Here is a 19,183-nt window from a genome sequence, read left to right on the forward strand (position 1 = left end):
CGTGCGCCCCTCACGTGCGCCTCAATCCGCCTTTTCGCTGAAGGTCGCGCGGAACGGGTGGGCGGGGTAGACGCCCACGATGCGGAATTCGCGGGAGAAGAATTTCAGTTCTTCCAGGGCGAAAGCCAGCCCGCGATCATAGGGATGGCCGTCGACGTCGGCATAAAATTGCGTCGCGAAGAAATTGCCGTCGACCATGTAGCTTTCGAGCTTGGTCATGTTGACGCCATTGGTGGCGAAGCCGCCGAGCGCCTTGTAGAGCGCGGCGGGCAGGTTGCGCACCCGGAAAACAAACGTGGTGACCAGCGGGCCAGAACCCTGCTCAGCCCATTTCGCCTCGCGCGCCAGCACCACGAAGCGGGTGGTGTTGTGGGCCTCGTCCTCGATGTCCTCGGCCAGGATGTCGAGGCCGTAGATGTCGGCGGCGAGGCGCGAGGCGATGGCGGCGACGCTGCTGTCGCCGCGCTCGGCAATGTCGCGCGCGCTGCCGGCGGTATCGGCGGCGACGATCGGCTTGACGCCGAGCTTGCGGATGATGCGCCGGCACTGGCCGAGCGCGTGCACATGGCTCTCCACGCTCTTGATGTCGGCGAGCTTGGTCCCCTTCACGGCCATCAATTGATGCCGGACCGGCAGGAACCATTCGCCGACGATGAACAGGCCGGAGGCCGGCAACAGATGGTGGATGTCGGCGACGCGGCCGGCGACCGAGTTCTCGATCGGGATCATGCCAAGATCGGCCTCGCCGGAGGAGATCGCCGACAGCGCGTCCTCGAAGGTCGCACAGGGCATCGGCTCGGCGTCGGGATAGGCCTCGACGATCGCGATGTGGGAATTGGCTCCGGGCTCGCCCTGGAAGGCGATTTTCAGCTTCTTGGTCATATCGGGCGTTTTAGCAGCGGATCAGGCTTTGGAAAGTATTTTGCGGGCGGTTTCGAGGTCGGCCGGGGTGTCGACGCCGCGCGGCACGGTATCGACGATGGTGACATCGATCCGCATCCCCGCCTCCAGCGCGCGGAGCTGCTCGAGCTTCTCCTGCTGTTCCAGGGGCGAGGGCGGCAGCCGCACGAAGCGCTCCAGCGCGGCGCGGCGATAGGCGTAGAGGCCGATATGATGGTAGCGCGGCCCGTCGCCGAACGGCGCGGTGGCGCGGGTGAAATAGAGCGCGCGCAGTCGCTGCGCCGTGATCGGCGAGCCGACCGCCTTCACCACGTTCGGGTTGAGGCTCTCCTCCTCGGTGTGGATCTCGGAAGCGAGCGTTGCGATATCGACCGCGCCATCGTCGAGCGGCGGCAGCACGGCGCGGATCGTGCCCGGCGTGATCGTCGGGAAATCGCCCTGCAGATTGACCACGATCTCGGCCTTGCGCTGCGGGTCGAGCGTGGTTGCGGCCTCGAAGATGCGGTCGGAGCCCGAGGGGTGATCGGCGCGGGTCATCACCACCTCGCCGCCGGCCGCTCTTACGGCCGCTTCGATCTCCGCCGCGTCGGTTGCGACCGCGACACGGCCGATATCGGCCTCGATCGCCCGCCGCAACACGTGGACGACCATCGGCTGCCCGGCAATGTCGAGGAGCGGCTTGCCCGGCAGCCTCGTGGCCGCCATGCGGGCGGGAATCAGCACCAGAATCCGCGGATCAGCCATCGAAATCGAAACCCTGCCGGCGGCAGGAATCAGGGTCGGGAGAGGGTAAAAGTCGGCGCGTTTATACGGGTTGCCAGAGCGCAGGCAAACCGATATCTCAACTCTGCTCGGGGGAGGCGCGATGAGGGCTGATTCCGAGGCTCACCCCCGCGGCCGTTCGGCCCGCCTGAAGTCGACATTTTAGGCCTGGAGCCTGATCCGAAATGGACTCCTTCGAACTCAACAAGATTCTCGGTGCGATCCTTGGCACCTGCCTCATTGTCCTGGTGACGAGCTTTGCCGCCCAAGCCGTGTTCACGCCGAAGCCGCTGGACAAGCCCGGTTTCGAGATCGCGGTGAAAGAGGAGAGCAAGGGTGGACCCGCGGAAGCCGCCGCACCGTCCGAGCCGATCGAGAAACTGCTGCAGACCGCCTCTGTGGAAAAGGGCTCCGCCGCGGCCAAGAAGTGCGCGGCCTGCCACACCTTCGAGAAGGGCGGCCCGAACCGGGTTGGTCCGAATCTCTTCGGCATCGTGGGCGAGCCGCGCGGCGAAGGACGCGGGTTCAACTTCTCGGCGGCGATGAAGGCCAAGGGCGGCACCTGGACGTTCGACGACCTCAACAAGTTCCTGGCCAACCCGAAGGGTTTCATCCCGGGCACCGCGATGGGCTTCGCCGGCATCCCGAAGGACAGCGAGCGCGCAGACGTGATCGCCTACCTGAATTCGCTGTCGGATCATCCGCAGCCGCTGCCGACCGCGCAGAAATAGCATTTCCTTCATGGATTCAATTGGAACGGCCAGGCATCGCCTGGCCGTTTCCGTATGGATCGCACCTTTGTCATCGGGACGTTTCGCCGCACGTGTGAAGTCCCCCGGGCTTCCAAGATGAGGAAAAAGCAACATAATCGGCCGAAACCTTGCCCTATATTACGCACTTAGTGCGTAACCCGTTCACGACAGGAAGCTCCCTTTGGCCATTACCCGACGACACCTTCTGCAGACCGGCGCGGTGGCCGCGCTGACCCCGGTGCTTGGGCTTATCCCGGGCGCAGCATCGATCTCTCCCGCGCTTGCCAATACCGAGCCCGACGGATTGACGTGGCGCCACGCGCTGTCGCTGTTCGGCGACATCAAATACCCGGCCGGCTTCCAGCGTTTCGACTATGTCAATCCGGATGCGCCGAAGCGCGGCGTCGCGCGGACGATCTCGCTCGGCACCTTCGACAACTTCAATGTCGCGGTGATGGGCGTGAAGGGCTCGATCGCGCAGGCCGCGATGGCGATCTACGAGACATTGATGTCGCCCTCGCAGGATGAGGTCTCGACCGAATATGGCCTGCTCGCCGAGAGCGCGGCCCATCCCGACGATTTCAGTTGGGTGATCTACCGGCTGCGCAAGGAGGCGCGCTGGCACGACGGCAAGCCCGTGACGCCGGAGGACGTGATCTTCTCGATCGAGACGCTCAAGAAGCAAAGCCCGTTCTACGGAGCGTACTACCGGCACGTGGCCAAGGCCGAGAAAAGCGGCGAGCGCGACGTCAAATTCAGTTTCGATGTGCCCGGCAATCGTGAATTGCCGCACATCGTCGGCCAATTGCTGGTGCTGCCGAAGCATTATTGGCAGGGCACTGACGACCAGGGCCGCAAGCGCGATATCTCCGCAACCACGCTGGAAAAGCCGCTCGGCTCGGGCCCGTACCGGATCGCCGACTTCGTCGCCGGTCGTTCAGTCCGGCTCGAACGGGTGAAGGATTATTGGGGCGCCAACCTTCCAGTGCGGATCGGCCAGAACAATTTCGACGAGCTGCGTTCCGAATACTTCCGCGACAACAACGTCGCGCTCGAAGCCTTCAAGGCCGACCAGGCCGACTGGATCGTCGAGAACTCGGCGAAACAGTGGGCGACCGCTTATGATTTTCCGGCCGTGACCGAGAAGCGCGTAATCAAAGAGGAGTTTCCGATCAACGATCTCGGCCGCATGCAGGGTTTCGTGCTCAACCTGCGCCGCGAGCAGTTCAAGGACGCCCGTCTCCGCCGCGCCTTCAACTTCGCTTTCGATTTCGAGGAGATGAACAAGCAGCTCTTCTACAATCAGTACAAGCGCATCGACAGCTATTTCTACGGCACGGAATTGGCGTCCTCGGGCCTGCCGGAGGGGCAGGAGCTCGAGATCCTCCAGACCGTGCGCGACAAGGTGCCTCCGGAGGTTTTCACGACGCCCTATACCAATCCGGTCGGCGGCAATCCCGAGGCAGTGCGCGCCAACCTGCGCGAGGCCATGAAGCTGCTGAAGGAGGCCGGTTTCGAGGTGCGCGAACGCAAGCTGGTGGATCCCTCAGGCAAGCCGGTCAGCGCGGAGATCCTGGTGCAGGATCCTTCCTCCGAGCGGATCGCGCTGTTCTTCAAGCCGTCGCTGGAGCGCATCGGCGTCACGACGTCGATCCGCGTCGTCGACGACGTGCAGTACGAGAACCGGATTCGCAGTTTCGATTTCGACATCATCACCGACGTCTGGGGCCAGTCGCTCTCGCCCGGCAATGAGCAGCGCGAATTCTGGGGTTCGCAGGCCGCGGACCAGCCGGGATCGAAGAACACGATCGGCATCAAGAACCCGGCGGTGGATGCGCTGATCGACAAGGTCATCTTCGCCAAGGACCGCGCCGGCCTCGTTGCCGCGACCAAGGCGCTGGACCGGGTGCTGCTGTGGAATTTCTACGTGGTGCCGCAGTTCACCTATCCGTTTGCACGCTATGCGCGCTGGGATCGCTTCGGCCATGCCGAGCTGCCGAAATACGCGCGTTCGGGCCTGCCGACGCTGTGGTGGTACGACGCTGAGAAGGCGAACCGGATCGCGAAACGGTCTTGAAGGACATCTCCCGCATGGCGCTATTCACCCGTCGGCACGCGCTCGGCCTCGGTATCGGTGCGCTCTGCGCGACGCGGCTTGGTCCGGCAGCCGCCGATAACGGCGTCGAGATGCACGGCATGTCGGCGTTCGGCGATCTGAAATATCCCGCCGACTTCCACCATTTCGACTATGTCAACGTGAATGCGCCGAAGGGCGGGATGTTCTCGCTGATCCCCAGCGTCCGCGCCTATAACCAGTCCTATTTCACGTTCAATTCGCTCAATGCCTACATCCTCAAGGGTGAGGGCGCACAGGGCATGGACATGACGTTCACGGCGCTGATGGTGCGCGCCGGTGACGAGCCCGATGCGATGTATGGGCTGGCCGCGAAGTCGGTGCGGATTTCGCCCGACAAGCTCACCTACACCTTCACGATCCGCCCCGAGGCGCGGTTTCATGACGGCTCGAAGCTGACCGCGCAGGACGTCGCCTTCTCGCTGAACACGCTGAAGGAAAAGGGGCACCCGCTGATCCTGGTGCAGCTCCGCGATTTCATCAAGGCCGAGGCGCTCGACGATGCGACCGTCGTCGCCAGCTTCGCGCCGAAGCGCGCGCGCGACGTGCCGCTTTATGTCGCGAGCCTGCCGATCTTCTCGAAGGCCTATTACGCCAACCGTCCGTTCGATGAATCGACGCTCGATACGCCTTTGGGCTCCGGGCCGTACAAAGTCGGCCGCTTCGAGGTCAACCGCTTCATCGAATATGATCGCGTCAAGGACTGGTGGGCGGCCGATCTTCCGGTCTGCCGCGGCAGCTATAATTTCGACACCGTCCGCTACGAATTCTATCGCGACCGCGACGTCGCCTTCGAGGGCTTCACCGGCAGGAATTATCTCTACCGCGAGGAGCTCACCGCACGCATCTGGGCCACGCGCTACGATTTCCCCGCGATCAAGGAAGGCAAGGTCAAGCGCGAGCTGTTGCCGGACGAGACGCCGTCGGGCGCGCAGGGCTGGTTCATCAACTTGCGTCGCGACAAGTTCAGGGATCCGCGCGTGCGTGAGGCGTTGATCTACGCCTTCGATTTCGAGTGGACCAACAAGACCATCATGTACGGCGCCTATGCGCGCACCCATTCGCCGTTCCAGAATTCGGACATGATGGTATCAGGCCCGCCCTCGCCGGAGGAAGTCGCATTGCTCGAACCGTTCCGCGGCCAGGTGCCGGACGAGGTGTTCGGCAAGCCCTTCGTGCCGCCGGTGTCCGACGGCTCCGGGCAGGACCGGGCGCTGCTGCGCAAGGCGGCGCAACTGCTGAGCGACGCCGGCTGCGCCGTCAAGGACGGCAAGCGGCTGTTGCCGAACGGCGAGCCCTTCACCATCGAATTCCTCAACGACGAAGCTTCGATCCAGCCGCATCACGGACCCTACATCAAGAATCTCGCCACCCTCGGCATCGAGGCGACGTTCCGGCTGATCGACGCCGTGCAATACCGCGCGCGGCTGGAGGATTTCGATTTCGACATGACCATCGAGCGCTTCTCGATGTCGGCGACGCCGGGCGACAGCATGCGCGCTTTCTTTTCGTCGCAGGCTGCCAGCACCAAGGGCTCCTATAATCTCGCCGGCATTTCCAGCCCGGTGATCGATGCGCTGATCGAGAAGATCATCGCCGCCGAGACCAGGGCGGAACTGACCACCGCCTGCCGCGCCTTCGACCGTGTCTTCCGTGCCGGACGCTATTGGGTGCCGCAGTGGTACGCCAACACGCATCGCGTCGCCTATTGGGACGTGTTCGCCCATCCGCCGAAGCCAGCACGCTACGCGCAAGGCGTGGGCGCGCCGGATAACTGGTGGGCCGACCCGGCCAAGGCTGCCAACGCCGAACAGGCGAAGTGAGACATGACCGCCTATATCGCTCGCCGCATTCTCTTGATGGTGCCGACACTGCTCGGCATCCTCTTCGTGTCCTTCGTGGTCGTGCAGTTCGCGCCGGGCGGCCCGGTCGAGCGCGTGCTCGCGCAACTCTCCGGCGCCGATACCGGCGGCGCCTCGCGGGTTTCCGGCTCTTCGGGCGGCGATTTTGCGGCCCGTACGCCGGGCGGCGCCTCGGCTGATGCGGTCAACTCGAAATATCGCGGCGCGCAGGGCCTCGATCCCGCCTTCATCAAGAATCTCGAAAAGCAGTTCGGCTTCGACAAGCCGGCGCCCGAGCGCTTCCTGCTGATGGTGTGGAACTTCGCCCGCTTCGATTTCGGCAAGAGCTATTTCCGCGACGTCAGCGTGATCCAACTGATCAAGGAGAAGCTGCCGGTGTCGATGTCGCTCGGCATCTGGATGACGCTGCTGACCTACCTGATCTCGATCCCGCTCGGTATCCGCAAAGCCGTGCAGGACGGCTCGCGGTTCGATACCTGGACGTCGGCCGTGATCATCATCGGCTTTGCGATTCCCGGCTTCCTGTTCGCGATCCTCTTGATCATCCTGTTCGCCGGCGGCTCGTTCTTCAACTTGTTCCCGTTGCGCGGGCTGACCTCGGACGGCTGGTCGCAATTCCCCTGGTACTGGAAGATCATCGACTATTTCTGGCACATCACGCTGCCCTTGATCTCGATGGCGCTCGGGGCGTTTGCCACCATGACGCTGCTGACCAAGAACTCGTTCCTGGACGAGATCCGCAAGCAATATGTCATGACTGCGCGCGCCAAGGGCTGCAGCGAGACGCAGGTGCTGTACGGCCATATCTTCCGTAACGCGATGCTGATCGTGATCGCCGGCTTTCCGAGCGCGTTCATCCACGCCTTCTTCTCCGGCTCGCTTTTGATCGAGACCATCTTCTCGCTCGACGGGCTCGGCCTGCTCGGCTTCGAAAGCGTGCTGAATCGCGACTATCCGGTGGTGTTCGGCACGCTCTTCATTTTTTCGCTGGTCGGCCTGGTCGTAAACCTGATCTCCGATCTCGCTTACATGTGGATCGATCCGAGGATCGATTTCGAGGCGAGGGAAGTCTGATGACGATGCTCGCGCCCCAGCCGGTCGAGACCACGACGCAGTCGCCGCTCGGCGAAGCCGTACCGCCGAGCCGCCATCCGTTCGAGCCGTCGCCGCTCAACAAGCGCCGCTGGCAGAACTTCAAGGCCAACCGCCGGGGCTACTGGTCGTTCTGGATCTTCCTGGTGCTGTTCGTGGTCTCGCTGTTCGCGAACTTCATTGCGAATGATCGTCCGCTGATGATCAGATATGACGGCCGGCTCTATTGGCCGGTGCTCTTCAATTATGCCGAGACGACCTTCGGTGGCGATTTCGAAACCACGGCGGATTACCGCGATCCGTACTTGCAGAAGCAGATCGCGGCCAAGGACGGCACCATCATCTGGCCGCCGATCCGCTATTCCTACGACACCCACAATCTCGACCTGCCGACACCGGCACCGTCGAAGCCGACCTGGCTTTTGACCGAGGCACAGTGCAAGGAGGTGGTGGAGAAGAAGCATCTCAGCGGCTGCCGCGATCTCGAATACAACTGGCTCGGCACCGACGACCAGGGCCGCGACGTGCTCGCGCGCTTGATCTACGGCTTCCGGATTTCGGTGCTGTTCGGCCTCACGCTGACCATCCTGTCCTCGATCATCGGCGTCGCCGCCGGCGGCGTGCAGGGTTATTTCGGCGGCTGGATCGATCTGACGTTCCAGCGCCTGATCGAGGTCTGGACCGCGATCCCCTCGCTCTATCTGCTTCTGATCATCTCCGCGGTGCTGCCGCCGGGCTTCTTCATCCTGCTCGGCATCCTCCTCTTGTTCTCCTGGGTGTCGCTGGTCGGCCTGGTGCGCGCAGAGTTCCTGCGCGGGCGCAATTTCGAGTACATCCAGGCGGCGCGCGCGCTCGGCGTCTCCAATGCGGTGATCATGTTCCGCCATCTCTTGCCGAACGCGATGGTGGCGACCATGACCTTCCTGCCGTTCATCGTCTCATCCTCGGTGATGACGCTGACCGCGCTGGACTTCCTAGGGTTCGGCCTGCCGCCGGGCTCGCCTTCGCTCGGCGAGTTGCTGGCGCAGGGCAAGGCCAACGTGCAGGCGCCGTGGCTCGGCTTCACCGGTTTCTTCTCCGTCGCGATCATGCTCTCGCTCCTGATCTTCATCGGCGAGGCCGCGCGCGACGCCTTCGACCCACGCAAGACGTTCAGGTAGAGGGCAGCATCATGGACGCGATCAACCAGCCTCTGCTCGATGTCCGCGACCTCTCGGTCGCCTTCGGCCCGTCGGTCGCGGTCGACCATGTCTCGTTCTCTATCAAGCGCGGCGAATGCGTTGCATTGGTCGGCGAGTCCGGTTCGGGCAAATCCGTCAGCGCGCTGTCGGTCCTGAAACTGCTGCCCTATCCGGCGGCGTCGCATCCTTCCGGCAGCGTCCGTTTCAAGGGCCGCGATCTCCTTACCGCCTCGGAGCGCGAGATGCGCGAGGTGCGCGGCAACGACATCTCGATCATCTTCCAGGAGCCGATGACCTCGCTCAATCCGCTCCACACCATCGAGGCGCAGATCGGCGAGATCCTGTCGCTGCACAGCGGCGTGCGCGGCGCGGCGGCGCGGGCGCGCACCATCGAGCTGCTGACGCAGGTCGGCATTCCCGAGCCCGAGACGCGGCTGCAGAGCTACCCGCATCAGCTCTCCGGTGGCCAGCGCCAGCGCGTGATGATCGCGATGGCGCTCGCCAACGAGCCGGACCTGTTGATCGCGGACGAGCCGACGACGGCGCTCGACGTCACCGTGCAGGCGCAGATCCTGGCGCTGCTGGCCGAGATCCGCACCCGGCTCGGCATGAGCATGCTGTTCATCACCCATGATCTCGGCATCGTCCGCCGCATCGCCGATACCGTCTGCGTCATGAACGGCGGCAAGATCGTCGAGCACGGCCCGGTCGAGCAGGTCTTCACCGCGCCCAAGCATCCGTATACCCGCGATCTCCTCGCCGCGGAGCCCAAGCCCGATCCGGCCCCGCCGCGCCCGGAGGAGCCGGTGGTGATCTCGGCGGACAATCTGAAGGTCTGGTTCCCGATCAAGCGCGGATTGCTGCGCTCCACCGTCGGTCATATCAAGGCGGTCGACGGCGTCAGCATCGCCGTGCGCAAGGGCGAGACGCTCGGCGTGGTCGGCGAATCCGGCTCCGGCAAGACCACGCTCGGGCTGGCGCTGCTGCGGTTGATCTCCTCCGACGGGCCGATCGTGTTCTTAGGGAGCAACATCCAGGGCCTGCGCTTCAAGCAGATGCGCCCGTTCCGCCGCGACATGCAGATCGTGTTCCAGGATCCGTTCGGCGCGCTCAGCCCGCGCATGTCGGTCGGCGACATCGTCGCGGAGGGCTTGAGCGTTCATCAGGGACATCTGTCGGCCGAGGAGCGCGAGGCGCGGGTGATCAAGGCGCTGAAGGATGTCGGTCTCAAGCCGGAATGGCGCTTCCGCTATCCGCATGAATTTTCCGGCGGCCAGCGCCAGCGCATCTCGATCGCGCGCGCGGTGGTGCTGGAGCCGAATTTCGTGGTGCTCGACGAGCCGACCAGCGCGCTCGACATGCTGTTCCAGGCGCAGATGGTCGATCTCTTGCGCGAATTGCAGCGCAAGCGCGACCTCACCTACATGTTCATCTCGCACGATTTGCGCGTGGTGGCTTCGCTCGCCAGCCATCTGATCGTGATGAAATCCGGCAAGGTCGAGGAGGAGGGACCGGCCTCCGAACTGTTCAAGAACCCGAAGAGCGACTACACCCGCGCCCTCTTCGCCGCCGCCTTCCGCCTGGAGACGGCAGGCGATAGAGCGGTGGCGACCTGAGCGGCAGTCGGGCCTCATCCTTCGAGGCGCCGCTTCGCGGCTCCTCAGGATGAGGGGAAACGCCGTACTTCCGGTGATGACGTGTCGTTAGCTGCCTGATCCTCATGGTGAGGAGCCGCGAAGCGGCGTCTCGAACCATGAGGCCCCGCTAGAGCCGCTTGATCGCGAGGACCTCGCTGCCGGCCGCCTTGATGCGGGCGATGGCCTCAGCGGTGTGCTCGATCACGGTTGCCATGTGATGCGCATTGGCGTGCACGATCGTCGTCGCATCGCGCACGATGGCGACATGGCCCTTCCAGAAGATCAGGTCGCCGCGCTGCAGCTTCTTTGCTTCCGCCGCGCTCAGCTCGCGCCCGAGACCCTCCTGCTGCATGTCGCTGTCGCGCGGACAGCCGGTGCCGGCAGCGGTCAGCGCGACCTGCACCAGGCCGGAGCAATCGATGCCAAGGCTGCTCTTGCCGCCCCACAGATAGGGGGTGCCGACGAAACGTTCAGCAACAGTGACGAAATCATCCTCAAGCGCGTCGATACCGCCGACATGGCGGCGCGGCAAATGCCAGCCTTCGTGCGTCACCGCGAACACGCCGTCCTCGCGCGCGACGTTCAGCCTGGCGCCGAGCGGCAGCGTCTCGACCGGCGGCAGCTTGATCGAGGGGCCGGGAAAGGCGAAGGTCCGCAGCGCCGTGACCTTGTGGGTCGGCGTGGCGGAAGGTTTTGTCAGCGCGGCGTCCGGCAGCCAGCCGACATAGCCGTCGCTGCCAAGCTGGCCCCAGGCGAACCCCTCGCCATTGCGGTCGTAGATGGTGACGCGCTCGCCCTTCAGGGCCTGCGTCAGCAGCGCGGCGTCGGAGCGCGGCGCGTCGCAGAGCGGCGCGAGTGCGTACGCGATCTCGAACTCCTCGCCGGTGACGAAGCGCTCTGCGCTCACCTTGCCTTCGAGATATTTCGCGGCGATATCGCCCCGCGCAGGCGTCAGCCGCGGGTCATCCATAGCGCTGGCTCAACAGTCTGTAGATCGCGCGTGCCGCCTGGCATTCGCCGCCTTCGGGCCGCGCCGGTTTCGCGCTGGGAGTCCAGCCGTAGATATCGACATGCAGCCAGCGTTTGGCGTGCTCGACAAAGCGTTGCAGGAACAGCGCGCAGGTGATCGAACCGGCGAACGTGCCCGACGGCGCGTTGGTAATGTCGGCGGTCTTCGAATCCAGCCAGGCATCGTAGGCCGGCCATAGCGGCATGCGCCACAACGGATCGTGCTCCGCTTTGGCGTGAGCCGCGACTTCAGCGGCCAGCGTGTCATCCTGAGTGTAAAAAGGCGGCAGGTCCGGCCCGAGCGCCACGCGCGCGGCGCCGGTCAGCGTGCCCAGGTCGATCAAAAGATCCGGCTTTTCCTCGTCGGCGAGCGCCAACGCGTCGGCGAGGACCAGCCGTCCCTCGGCATCGGTGTTGCCGATTTCGACCGTCACCCCCTTGCGCGAGGTGAAGATGTCGAGCGGGCGAAAGGCGTTGCCCGCGACCGCGTTCTCGACCGCGGGGATCAGCACGCGCAGCCGGAGCTTGAGCTTCGCGTCCATCACCATCTGCGCCAGCGCAAGCACATTGGCGGCACCGCCCATGTCCTTCTTCATGATGAGCATGCCGCTCGATGGTTTCAGGTCGAGCCCGCCGGTGTCGAAGCAGACGCCCTTGCCGACCAGCGTCACCTTGGGGTGATCGGGGTTACCCCAGGTGAGATCGATCAGCCGCGGCGCGCGGCTCGAGGCCATGCCGACGGCGTGGATCAGCGGAAAGTTCCGCCGCACGAGTTCGTCGCCCGTGATGCAGTTGAAGGCGGCGCCGAACCGCGCCGCGATCTGTTCTGCCGCTTGCGCCAGCTCCTGCGGCCCCATGTCGTTCGAGGGCGTGTTGATGAGGTCGCGCGCCAGGCATGCGGCTTCCGCCATGCGCGAGATATCGGCTGCATCGATGCCATCCGGCGGCACCAGCCGCACGTCGGGAGAGTCCGCCTTGCGATAGCGGCTGAAGCGGTAGCTGCCGAGCGCAAAGGCGAGTACGGCGAGCCGCGTGTCGTGTGGCGCATTGGCGAAGCGGTAGACGCCTGACGGCAGCAAGCCGGGCAGGCTGCCTGGCCGGAACGGATCGCGCGACCGGCTTGCCTCATCCTCAAGTCCGAACAGCACCTGTGCGAGCGAACCGTCGGGCGCGGGCAGCGCCAGATATTTGCCGGGCTTGGCCACAAAGCCATTGGCCTGTGCGAACTGCCGCGCATGAGCGGGAAGCGTCTCGCGGATCTGCTCCCAATTCGTTTTGGTGACGAAGATGATGGGAATGGCGTTCGACGCGGACGCGGATTCGAAGATCGATGGCATGCTGCTCTCATCAAATGGCAGGGGCGCTGCCTAATTAACCAGACGTTAGGGTTAACAGTCTATTGCTGATGCATTCGGTTCGATCATTTCGCCGGACATTGTGAGTTAAAGCGCCATGCGTCGACAGTCCAGTCTTGCCCGCGCTCTCGCGTCGGTTGCCCTTTCGGCGCTGTTGGCGGCAGGCCTTGGCGGCTGCCAGACGCTCTCCGATGTCGCAGGCTCGCTGACCACACGGACGAAGACCGCCGCCGCCGCGCCGGATGACCCGCGCCGCGCCGTCGAATTCTATGGCGAGCGCTATCGCGCCAATCCGAAGGACGTCGAGGCCGCGATCGGTTACGGGCAGGCGCTGCGCACGACCGGACAGCGGGCGCAGGCGGTCGCGATGCTGGAACAGGCCACGATCACCAATCCCGGCAACCGGCCGCTGCTCGCGGCCTATGGCCGGGCGCTTGCCGACAACGGCAATGCGCAGGCGGCGTTCGACGTCCTGAGCCGCGCGCACTCACCCGACAATCCCGATTGGCGCATCCTGTCGGTGCAGGGAACCACGCTCGACAGACTTGGCCGGCATGACGAGGCGCGCCGCTATTATGCGAGCGCGCTGCGTCTTGCTCCGGACGAGCCGTCGGTGCTGTCCAATCTCGGCCTGTCCTACATGCTGAGCCGCGACCTGCCCAAGGCTGAAGAGAATCTGCGCCGCGCCTATGCCAGCAGCCGTGCCGACAGCCGGGTGCGGCAGAACCTTGCCCTGGTGGTCGGCCTGCAGGGCCGGTTCGCGGAAGCCGAGAACATCGTCAAGTCGGACCTGCCGGCCGACGAAGCCGCCGCCAACGTCGCCTACCTCCGCGACATGCTGAAGGGGCGGGACAATCCGCGGACCGCGGCGGCGAAGCCCGTGCCGGTCGTCGCGCGCGACGACTGATCCCCGTCGGCTCAATTTCCCTCATCTCCCGCTTGGCGGGAGGTCGGCGCGCTAAACGCCGGGTGGGGCTCTCTCCCACACACGCGGACGGCGCGAACCGCGGAGGCTATCTCGCGTATTCCGGCTCACTGGATCGCCATGACCTTGATGTAGCTCGGGCCGAGAATGACGATGAAGAGGCAGGGCAGGAAGAATACGATCATCGGCACCGTCAGTTTCGGCGGCAGCGCGGCCGCCTTCTTCTCCGCCTCGGTCATGCGCATGTCGCGGTTTTCCTGCGCCATCACGCGCAGGCTCTGGCCGAGCGGCGTGCCGTAGCGCTCGGACTGCTGCAACGCCAGGCAAACCGACTTCACGCCTTCGAGCCCGGTACGGTTGGCGAGGTTCTCATAGGCCACCTTGCGGTCCTGCAGGTAGGACAGTTCGGCCGTGGTGAGCGCGAATTCCTCCGACAGCGGCACCGATTGGCCGACGATCTCGGTCGCGACTTTCCTGAAGGCGACTTCGACCGACATGCCGGATTCGATGCAAATCAGGAGCAGGTCGAGCGCGTCGGGGAAGGCGCGCTTGATCGAGAGCTGGCGCTTGGAGATGGCGTTTTTCAGGAACAGCATGGGTGCCTGCAGGCCGAGATAGGCGGCGCCGATGCAGATGCCGAGCTTCACCATCAGGCCTTGCCCGACCTCGGCGATCAGGAAGACGTAGAGCGCCGCCAGCACCAGAAACACCATCGGCGTCACGGCGCGGAAGAACAGAAAGGTGATGTAGGGCGCATTGCCGCGATAGCCGGCCATGATCAGCTTGTCGCGCGCCGCTTCCTGAGCCACCCATTTGCTCAGATTGAAATCCTCGACCACCTTGGAGACGATCTGCTTCGGCGTCTGCCGCAGCGACACCTTCTCCGATCTGGCCAGCCGCTCGCGCTCGCGCTGGCGGATACGCTCGCGTTCGCTCGCCACCGCCTTCATCCGCTTCTGCAGGTTCTCGCCGGCAAACAGCGGCATGATCAGCGAATAGCAGGTCGCGCTCACGGCGATCGCCGCGAGCAGCATGGTCATGAACCTGACGTCGTGGAGCTTGTCGGCAATAAGTTCGAACATCCCGCACCTGTCAGAAGTCGAAGTTGATCATCTTCTTCATCACCAGCACGCCGATGGTCATCCAGACTGCGCAGGCGACCAGCATCACCTGTCCGGTCGGATGGGTCCACAGCAGCGAGATGTATTCGGGCGTCGTGATGTAGACGGACAGCATGACGAGCGGCGGCAGCGCGCCGATGATCGCCGCGGACGCCTTGGCTTCCATCGACATCGCCTGGATCTTCTCCCTCATCTTCTTGCGGTCGCGCAGCACCCTCGAGAGATTGCCAAGCGCTTCCGAGAGATTGCCGCCGGATTTCTGTTGGATCGAGACCACGATGCCGAAGAAGTTCGCCTCCGGCACCGGCATGCTCTCATAGAGCCGGGCGCAGGCCTCGCCGAGCGGCATGCCGATCGTCTGGGTTTCGATGATTGCCTTGAACTCGCTCTTGAGCGGTTCGGGCGAGTCGTTGGCGACCACCTTGAGCGATTCAAACAACGGCAGGCCGGCCTTGATGCCGCGCACGATCACGTCGACGGCGTCGGGGAGCGCCTTCAGGAACGCCGCCTCGCGGCGCTTTTTCAGGAAGCCGAGCAGCCAGCGCGGCAGGCCGAGGCCGGCGGCGAAGGCAATGCCTACTGTGCCCAGCAGTCCGCCGCCGATCATGTAGGAGAGCGCGAAGCCGATCGCCGCAAGGACGCCGGAGATGATCCAGAACTTCTGAGGCGTCCAGTCGAGACCGGCCTGGGCCAGGCGTCTGCCCAGCGAGGGTTTCGCCTCCTTCTGCCGGCGCGCTTCCAGCTCCCGCAGGGTTCCTTCGACCTGCTCGCGGCGCGACCGCTGGGTCCGTTCGGCCTGCCGCATGGTTGCGGGTTCGGAGCGCGCAACGGAGGCGCGTCGCGCTTCCGCCTGCTTCTCTCCCGACAACAAGGGATAGAGGAAGACCCAGCCGAGTCCGCCGATGGTGGTTGCGGCGAGGAAGGCGAGGGCGAGCGATTGCAGGTTCATCATCGGCTCCCTTATGCCGGCGGCGTGGTTTCGGCGGCATCGAGCGCGGCGGCGAGGCGATTCTCCTCGTTATAGTAGCGGGCGCGCTCCCAGAATTTCGGCCGGCCGATGCCGGTCGAGCGATGCCGGCCGATGATCTTGCCGTTGGCGTCCTCGCCGACGATGTCGTACAGGAAGATGTCCTGCGTGATGATGGTGTCGCCTTCCATGCCCATCACTTCGGTGATGTGGGTGATGCGGCGCGAGCCGTCGCGCAGGCGCGCCGCCTGGATGATGACGTCGATCGAGGCGCAGATCATCTCGCGGATGGTGCGCGAGGGCAGCGAGAAGCCACCCATCGTGATCATGGATTCGCAGCGCGACAGCGCCTCGCGCGGGTTGTTGGCGTGCAGCGTGCCCATCGAGCCGTCATGGCCGGTGTTCATCGCCTGCAACAGGTCGAACGCCTCCGGTCCGCGGACTTCGCCGACGATGATGCGCTCAGGGCGCATACGCAGGCAGTTGCGGACCAGTTCGCGCATGGTGACCTGGCCTTCGCCCTCGATGTTGGGTGGCCGGGTTTCCAGCCGCACCACATGCGGCTGCTGCAGTTGCAGCTCGGCGGCGTCCTCGCAGGTGATGATGCGCTCGTCGTGCTCGATATAGTTGGTGAGGCAGTTGAGCAGCGTGGTCTTGCCGGAGCCCGTGCCGCCGGAGATCAGCACGTTGCAGCGGACGCGGCCGATGATCTGCAGGATGGTCGCGCCTTCCGGCGTGATCGCACCGAACTTGACGAGCTGCTCCAGCGTCAGCTTGTCCTTCTTGAATTTGCGGATGGTGAGCGCGGGCCCGTCGATCGCGAGCGGCGGCACGATGGCGTTGACGCGCGAGCCATCGGCGAGGCGCGCGTCGCAGATCGGCGAAGATTCGTCGACACGGCGGCCGACCTGGCTGACGATGCGCTGGCAGATGTTGAGGAGCTGCTGGTTGTCGCGGAAGCGGATGCCGGTGCGCTGGATCTTGCCGGCGACCTCGATGTAGACCGTCCCGGCGCCGTTGACCATGATGTCGGCGATGTCGTCGCGCGACAACAGCGGCTCCAGCGGGCCGTAGCCGAGCACGTCGTTGCAGATGTCGTCGAGCAGGTCCTCCTGCTCGGCGATCGACATCACGATGTTCTTGATCGCGATGATCTCGTTGACGATGTCGCGGATTTCCTCGCGCGCCGAATCGCCGTCGAGCTTGGCGAGCTGGGCGAGGTCGATCGCCTCGATCAGCGCACCGAAGATGGTGGCCTTGACCTGGTAGTAAGTGTCGGACCGGCGCGTGTCGACGGTCGGTGCCGGCGGCGGCTTGGGCGGGGCGATCGGGGGTGAAGGCATGATCGGAGGCGCTATCTCGCGCGCCGGCACGGCCGCGGCCGAAGGCTCCGGCGCGTGAACGGCAGGCCTCAGCCCCCGCATGTCACCGTCATTTGCGCTACGCTTACCAAACACGACTCTACTCCAGACCCGCTATTTCGCCCGCAGCTTCTCCAAGAGGGGCGACAGGAATGACCCCTTGGGCTTTTTGGTCTCGCCGCGGCCGGTCAGCCGCTGCGCGATCTGCAGGAACATCTCGATGGTGCGATGATTGGCGGAGATCTCCGCGATCATCTGGCCGTTGTTGGCGGCCGAGCCGAAGATCTGCGGATCGAACGGGATCGCCGCGATCGGCTCGGCCTCGATCGCCTTGGCGAATTCGGCGGTGTTGATCTCAGGACGCTTCGGCACGCCGACCTGGTTGAGGCAGTAGAGCGGCGCGCGGTCGTTCGGCCGCGAGGCCTTCAAGAGGTCGACCAGGTTCTTGGTGTTGCGCAGGTTGGCAAGGTCGGGGACCGCCACCACCAGGATGTCGTCGGCGGCGATCAGGGCTCGTTTGGTCCAGCCCGACCATTGGTGGGGAACGTCGAGCACGGTGCAGGGCATGGTCGTGCGAAGCGTGTCGAAGATCGCATCAAAGGCCTCGGTGCCGAAATCGTAGACGCGGTCGAGCGTGGCCGGCGCCGCGAGCAGGCTGAGATGATCGGTGCATTTCGACAGCAGCCGGTCGATGAAGGCGGTGTCGATGCGGTCGGGCGAGAACACGGCCTCGGCGATCCCTTGCGGCGGATCCTGGTTGTAGTCGAGGCCGGCGGTGCCGAAGGCGAGATCGAGATCGGCGACGACGGAATCCAGCGCCAGGTCGCGTGCGATCGCCCAGGCGACATTATGCGCCACCGTGGACGCGCCGACACCGCCCTTGGCGCCGACCACGGCGACGATGCGTCCGACCGCCTTGGCCTCGGGCGCCGAGAACAGGTTGCAGACCGACCGCACGACATCGATGGTGACGATGGGCGCAATCAGGTAGTCGCTGACGCCGCGCCGCACCAGCTCGCGGTATAGCGCGACGTCGTTGAGGCGGCCGATCACGATCACCCTGGTGCCGGCGTCGCAGACTGCGGCGAGCTGGTCCAGGCCGCCGAGAATGTCGCCATTGGCGTCGGTCTCCAGGATGATGACGTTGGGCGTCGGCGCCGACCGGTAGGCCTCGATGGCGGCGGCCATGCCGCCCATCTGGATCTTCAGATGCGCTTTGGCGAGCCTGCGGTCCTCGCCGGCCGACTGCACCGCGGCGGCGGTCTCCACGGTATCGCAGAACGCCTGCACCGACACCCGCGGCGCCGGCGCGATGTGCTCTTCCACCGGCGGCGGGACGTCAGGCTGGGCGTCGGAGTTCTGGCGCGCGTAGCTGATCATTTGCCGACATCGCTCAGCTTGGCCTTGTCGGCCTCGGGATAGGTGGTCGTCGTCGAGGTGCCCTTCCGGTATTTCTCAAAAGCCGCGTCACGCCGCTCGGTGTAAGGCGGCGTCTCCGCCCGCGGCTGCACGAGGTCGCTCGGGTTGTCGACCATGGCAGCGAGGTTGCGCTGGTTGGCGCAGCCGAAATTGTAATAGGGTTTGTTGTCGAAATAGGTCTTGTTGTTGATCGATGGTCCGAGATCTTCAGGCCAGATGCCGCAGGGGCCGGCGACCGCCGAGATCCGCGCATAGTTGATCCGGATGGCCGCGAAATGGCGCGGATCCTCCGGACGGTACTGGCGCACGGCGACCGCGCGCGGCGGCACGCCCGCGGCTGCGAACGTTGCCTGGATCTCGCGCAGGGAATCGGCGGCGGCGCGCGCATTCGGAGTATCGACAGGCGTGTCGATGCTGATCGCGCCGGTGCCCTCGCGCAGCCAGGTCTGCGCCAGCCCCATCACGTCGGCGCGCTGCGCGGCGGTCAGGCCGCCGCGGCCGCGACCGACGAACACCACGATCGAGCGGTCGGCTTCCTGGACCGCGATCGGATGGCGCAGGCGATAGTCGTCGGGAAAGCTCGCCAACGGGGAGTCATCAGTGTGCCGACAAGCGCCGAGCGCCACCGCGATGCCGATCAGCGCCCCGAGGCGAGCAAGGGCGCGGTTGCGATCGGCGGATCGTTTGGATGTCAGCTTGGGTATCAT

At 64.9% G+C, this 19,183-nt stretch carries 16 protein-coding genes; 7 read left to right on the forward strand and 9 right to left on the reverse strand.

What is annotated here, in order from left to right; translation table 11 throughout:
• Positions 1–21 precede the first annotated feature (21 nt).
• Together ACVJGD_RS33260 and ACVJGD_RS33265 are read right to left on the reverse strand one after the other, a co-directional pair.
• The gene (locus ACVJGD_RS33260) at positions 22–882 is read right to left on the reverse strand and encodes a prephenate dehydratase (protein WP_456638169.1); all 861 of its coding nucleotides are present in this window, start codon (positions 880–882) and stop codon (positions 22–24) included.
• A 21-nt stretch (positions 883–903) separates the two neighbouring features.
• Entirely contained in the window at positions 904–1,644 is a 741-nt protein-coding gene (locus tag ACVJGD_RS33265; RefSeq protein ID WP_456638170.1) for a 3-deoxy-manno-octulosonate cytidylyltransferase, read from the reverse strand.
• A 203-nt stretch (positions 1,645–1,847) separates the two neighbouring features.
• On the opposite strand from ACVJGD_RS33265, the gene ACVJGD_RS33270 reads away from it, so the two are divergent.
• From ACVJGD_RS33270 to ACVJGD_RS33295, 6 genes are all read left to right on the forward strand, one after another.
• A complete protein-coding gene (locus tag ACVJGD_RS33270; protein WP_456638171.1) occupies positions 1,848–2,393 on the forward strand; it encodes a c-type cytochrome in 546 nt (181 codons plus the stop codon).
• Between the two features lie 202 nt (positions 2,394–2,595).
• On the forward strand, positions 2,596–4,491 hold the full coding sequence (locus ACVJGD_RS33275) for an extracellular solute-binding protein (RefSeq protein WP_456638172.1): 1,896 nt from the start codon (positions 2,596–2,598) through the stop codon (positions 4,489–4,491).
• A 14-nt stretch (positions 4,492–4,505) separates the two neighbouring features.
• Entirely contained in the window at positions 4,506–6,371 is a 1,866-nt protein-coding gene (locus ACVJGD_RS33280; RefSeq protein ID WP_456640452.1) for an extracellular solute-binding protein, read from the forward strand.
• Positions 6,372–6,374: 3 nt separating this feature from the next.
• Positions 6,375–7,484, forward strand: a complete 1,110-nt coding sequence (locus tag ACVJGD_RS33285; RefSeq protein WP_456638173.1) for a microcin C ABC transporter permease YejB — start codon at positions 6,375–6,377, stop codon at positions 7,482–7,484.
• Positions 7,484–8,662, forward strand: a complete 1,179-nt coding sequence (locus ACVJGD_RS33290) for an ABC transporter permease (protein ID WP_456638174.1) — start codon at positions 7,484–7,486, stop codon at positions 8,660–8,662. Before ACVJGD_RS33285 ends, ACVJGD_RS33290 begins: the two co-directional genes overlap by 1 nt.
• Positions 8,663–8,673: 11 nt before the next feature.
• Entirely contained in the window at positions 8,674–10,299 is a 1,626-nt protein-coding gene (locus ACVJGD_RS33295; RefSeq protein ID WP_456638175.1) for an ABC transporter ATP-binding protein, read from the forward strand.
• A gap of 148 nt (positions 10,300–10,447) precedes the next feature.
• Here the strand turns inward: ACVJGD_RS33295 and ACVJGD_RS33300 are convergent, their stop codons facing one another.
• Complete coding sequence (locus tag ACVJGD_RS33300) at positions 10,448–11,290, reverse strand: C40 family peptidase (RefSeq protein WP_456638176.1); 843 nt, start codon at positions 11,288–11,290, stop codon at positions 10,448–10,450.
• Positions 11,283–12,665 (reverse strand): leucyl aminopeptidase family protein, encoded by a 1,383-nt coding sequence (locus tag ACVJGD_RS33305; protein ID WP_456638177.1) that lies wholly within the window; start codon positions 12,663–12,665, stop codon positions 11,283–11,285. The genes ACVJGD_RS33300 and ACVJGD_RS33305 overlap by 8 nt, the downstream gene beginning before the upstream one ends.
• 115 nt (positions 12,666–12,780) lie before the next feature.
• Between ACVJGD_RS33305 and ACVJGD_RS33310 the strand changes: the two genes are divergently transcribed.
• Positions 12,781–13,590: a tetratricopeptide repeat protein gene (locus ACVJGD_RS33310; RefSeq protein ID WP_456638178.1), complete on the forward strand. Its 810-nt coding sequence runs from the start codon at positions 12,781–12,783 to the stop codon at positions 13,588–13,590.
• Positions 13,591–13,715: 125 nt separating this feature from the next.
• Here the strand turns inward: ACVJGD_RS33310 and ACVJGD_RS33315 are convergent, their stop codons facing one another.
• The 5 genes from ACVJGD_RS33315 to ACVJGD_RS33335 are packed head-to-tail and all read right to left on the reverse strand — an operon-like array spanning position 13,716 to position 19,183.
• Positions 13,716–14,690 (reverse strand): type II secretion system F family protein, encoded by a 975-nt coding sequence (locus tag ACVJGD_RS33315; protein ID WP_456638179.1) that lies wholly within the window; start codon positions 14,688–14,690, stop codon positions 13,716–13,718.
• A gap of 10 nt (positions 14,691–14,700) precedes the next feature.
• The gene (locus tag ACVJGD_RS33320) at positions 14,701–15,678 is read right to left on the reverse strand and encodes a type II secretion system F family protein (protein WP_456640453.1); all 978 of its coding nucleotides are present in this window, start codon (positions 15,676–15,678) and stop codon (positions 14,701–14,703) included.
• Positions 15,679–15,689: 11 nt separating this feature from the next.
• Positions 15,690–17,153, reverse strand: a complete 1,464-nt coding sequence (locus tag ACVJGD_RS33325; protein WP_456638180.1) for a CpaF family protein — start codon at positions 17,151–17,153, stop codon at positions 15,690–15,692.
• 18 nt (positions 17,154–17,171) lie between these two features.
• Positions 17,172–18,437 (reverse strand): AAA family ATPase, encoded by a 1,266-nt coding sequence (locus ACVJGD_RS33330; protein WP_456638181.1) that lies wholly within the window; start codon positions 18,435–18,437, stop codon positions 17,172–17,174.
• Positions 18,434–19,183 carry a CpaD family pilus assembly protein gene (locus ACVJGD_RS33335; protein WP_456638182.1) on the reverse strand — a complete coding sequence of 250 codons (750 nt, stop codon included), beginning with the start codon at positions 19,181–19,183 and terminating at the stop codon, positions 18,434–18,436. Before ACVJGD_RS33335 ends, ACVJGD_RS33330 begins: the two co-directional genes overlap by 4 nt.

Source organism: Bradyrhizobium sp. USDA 10063 (genome assembly GCF_054063735.1).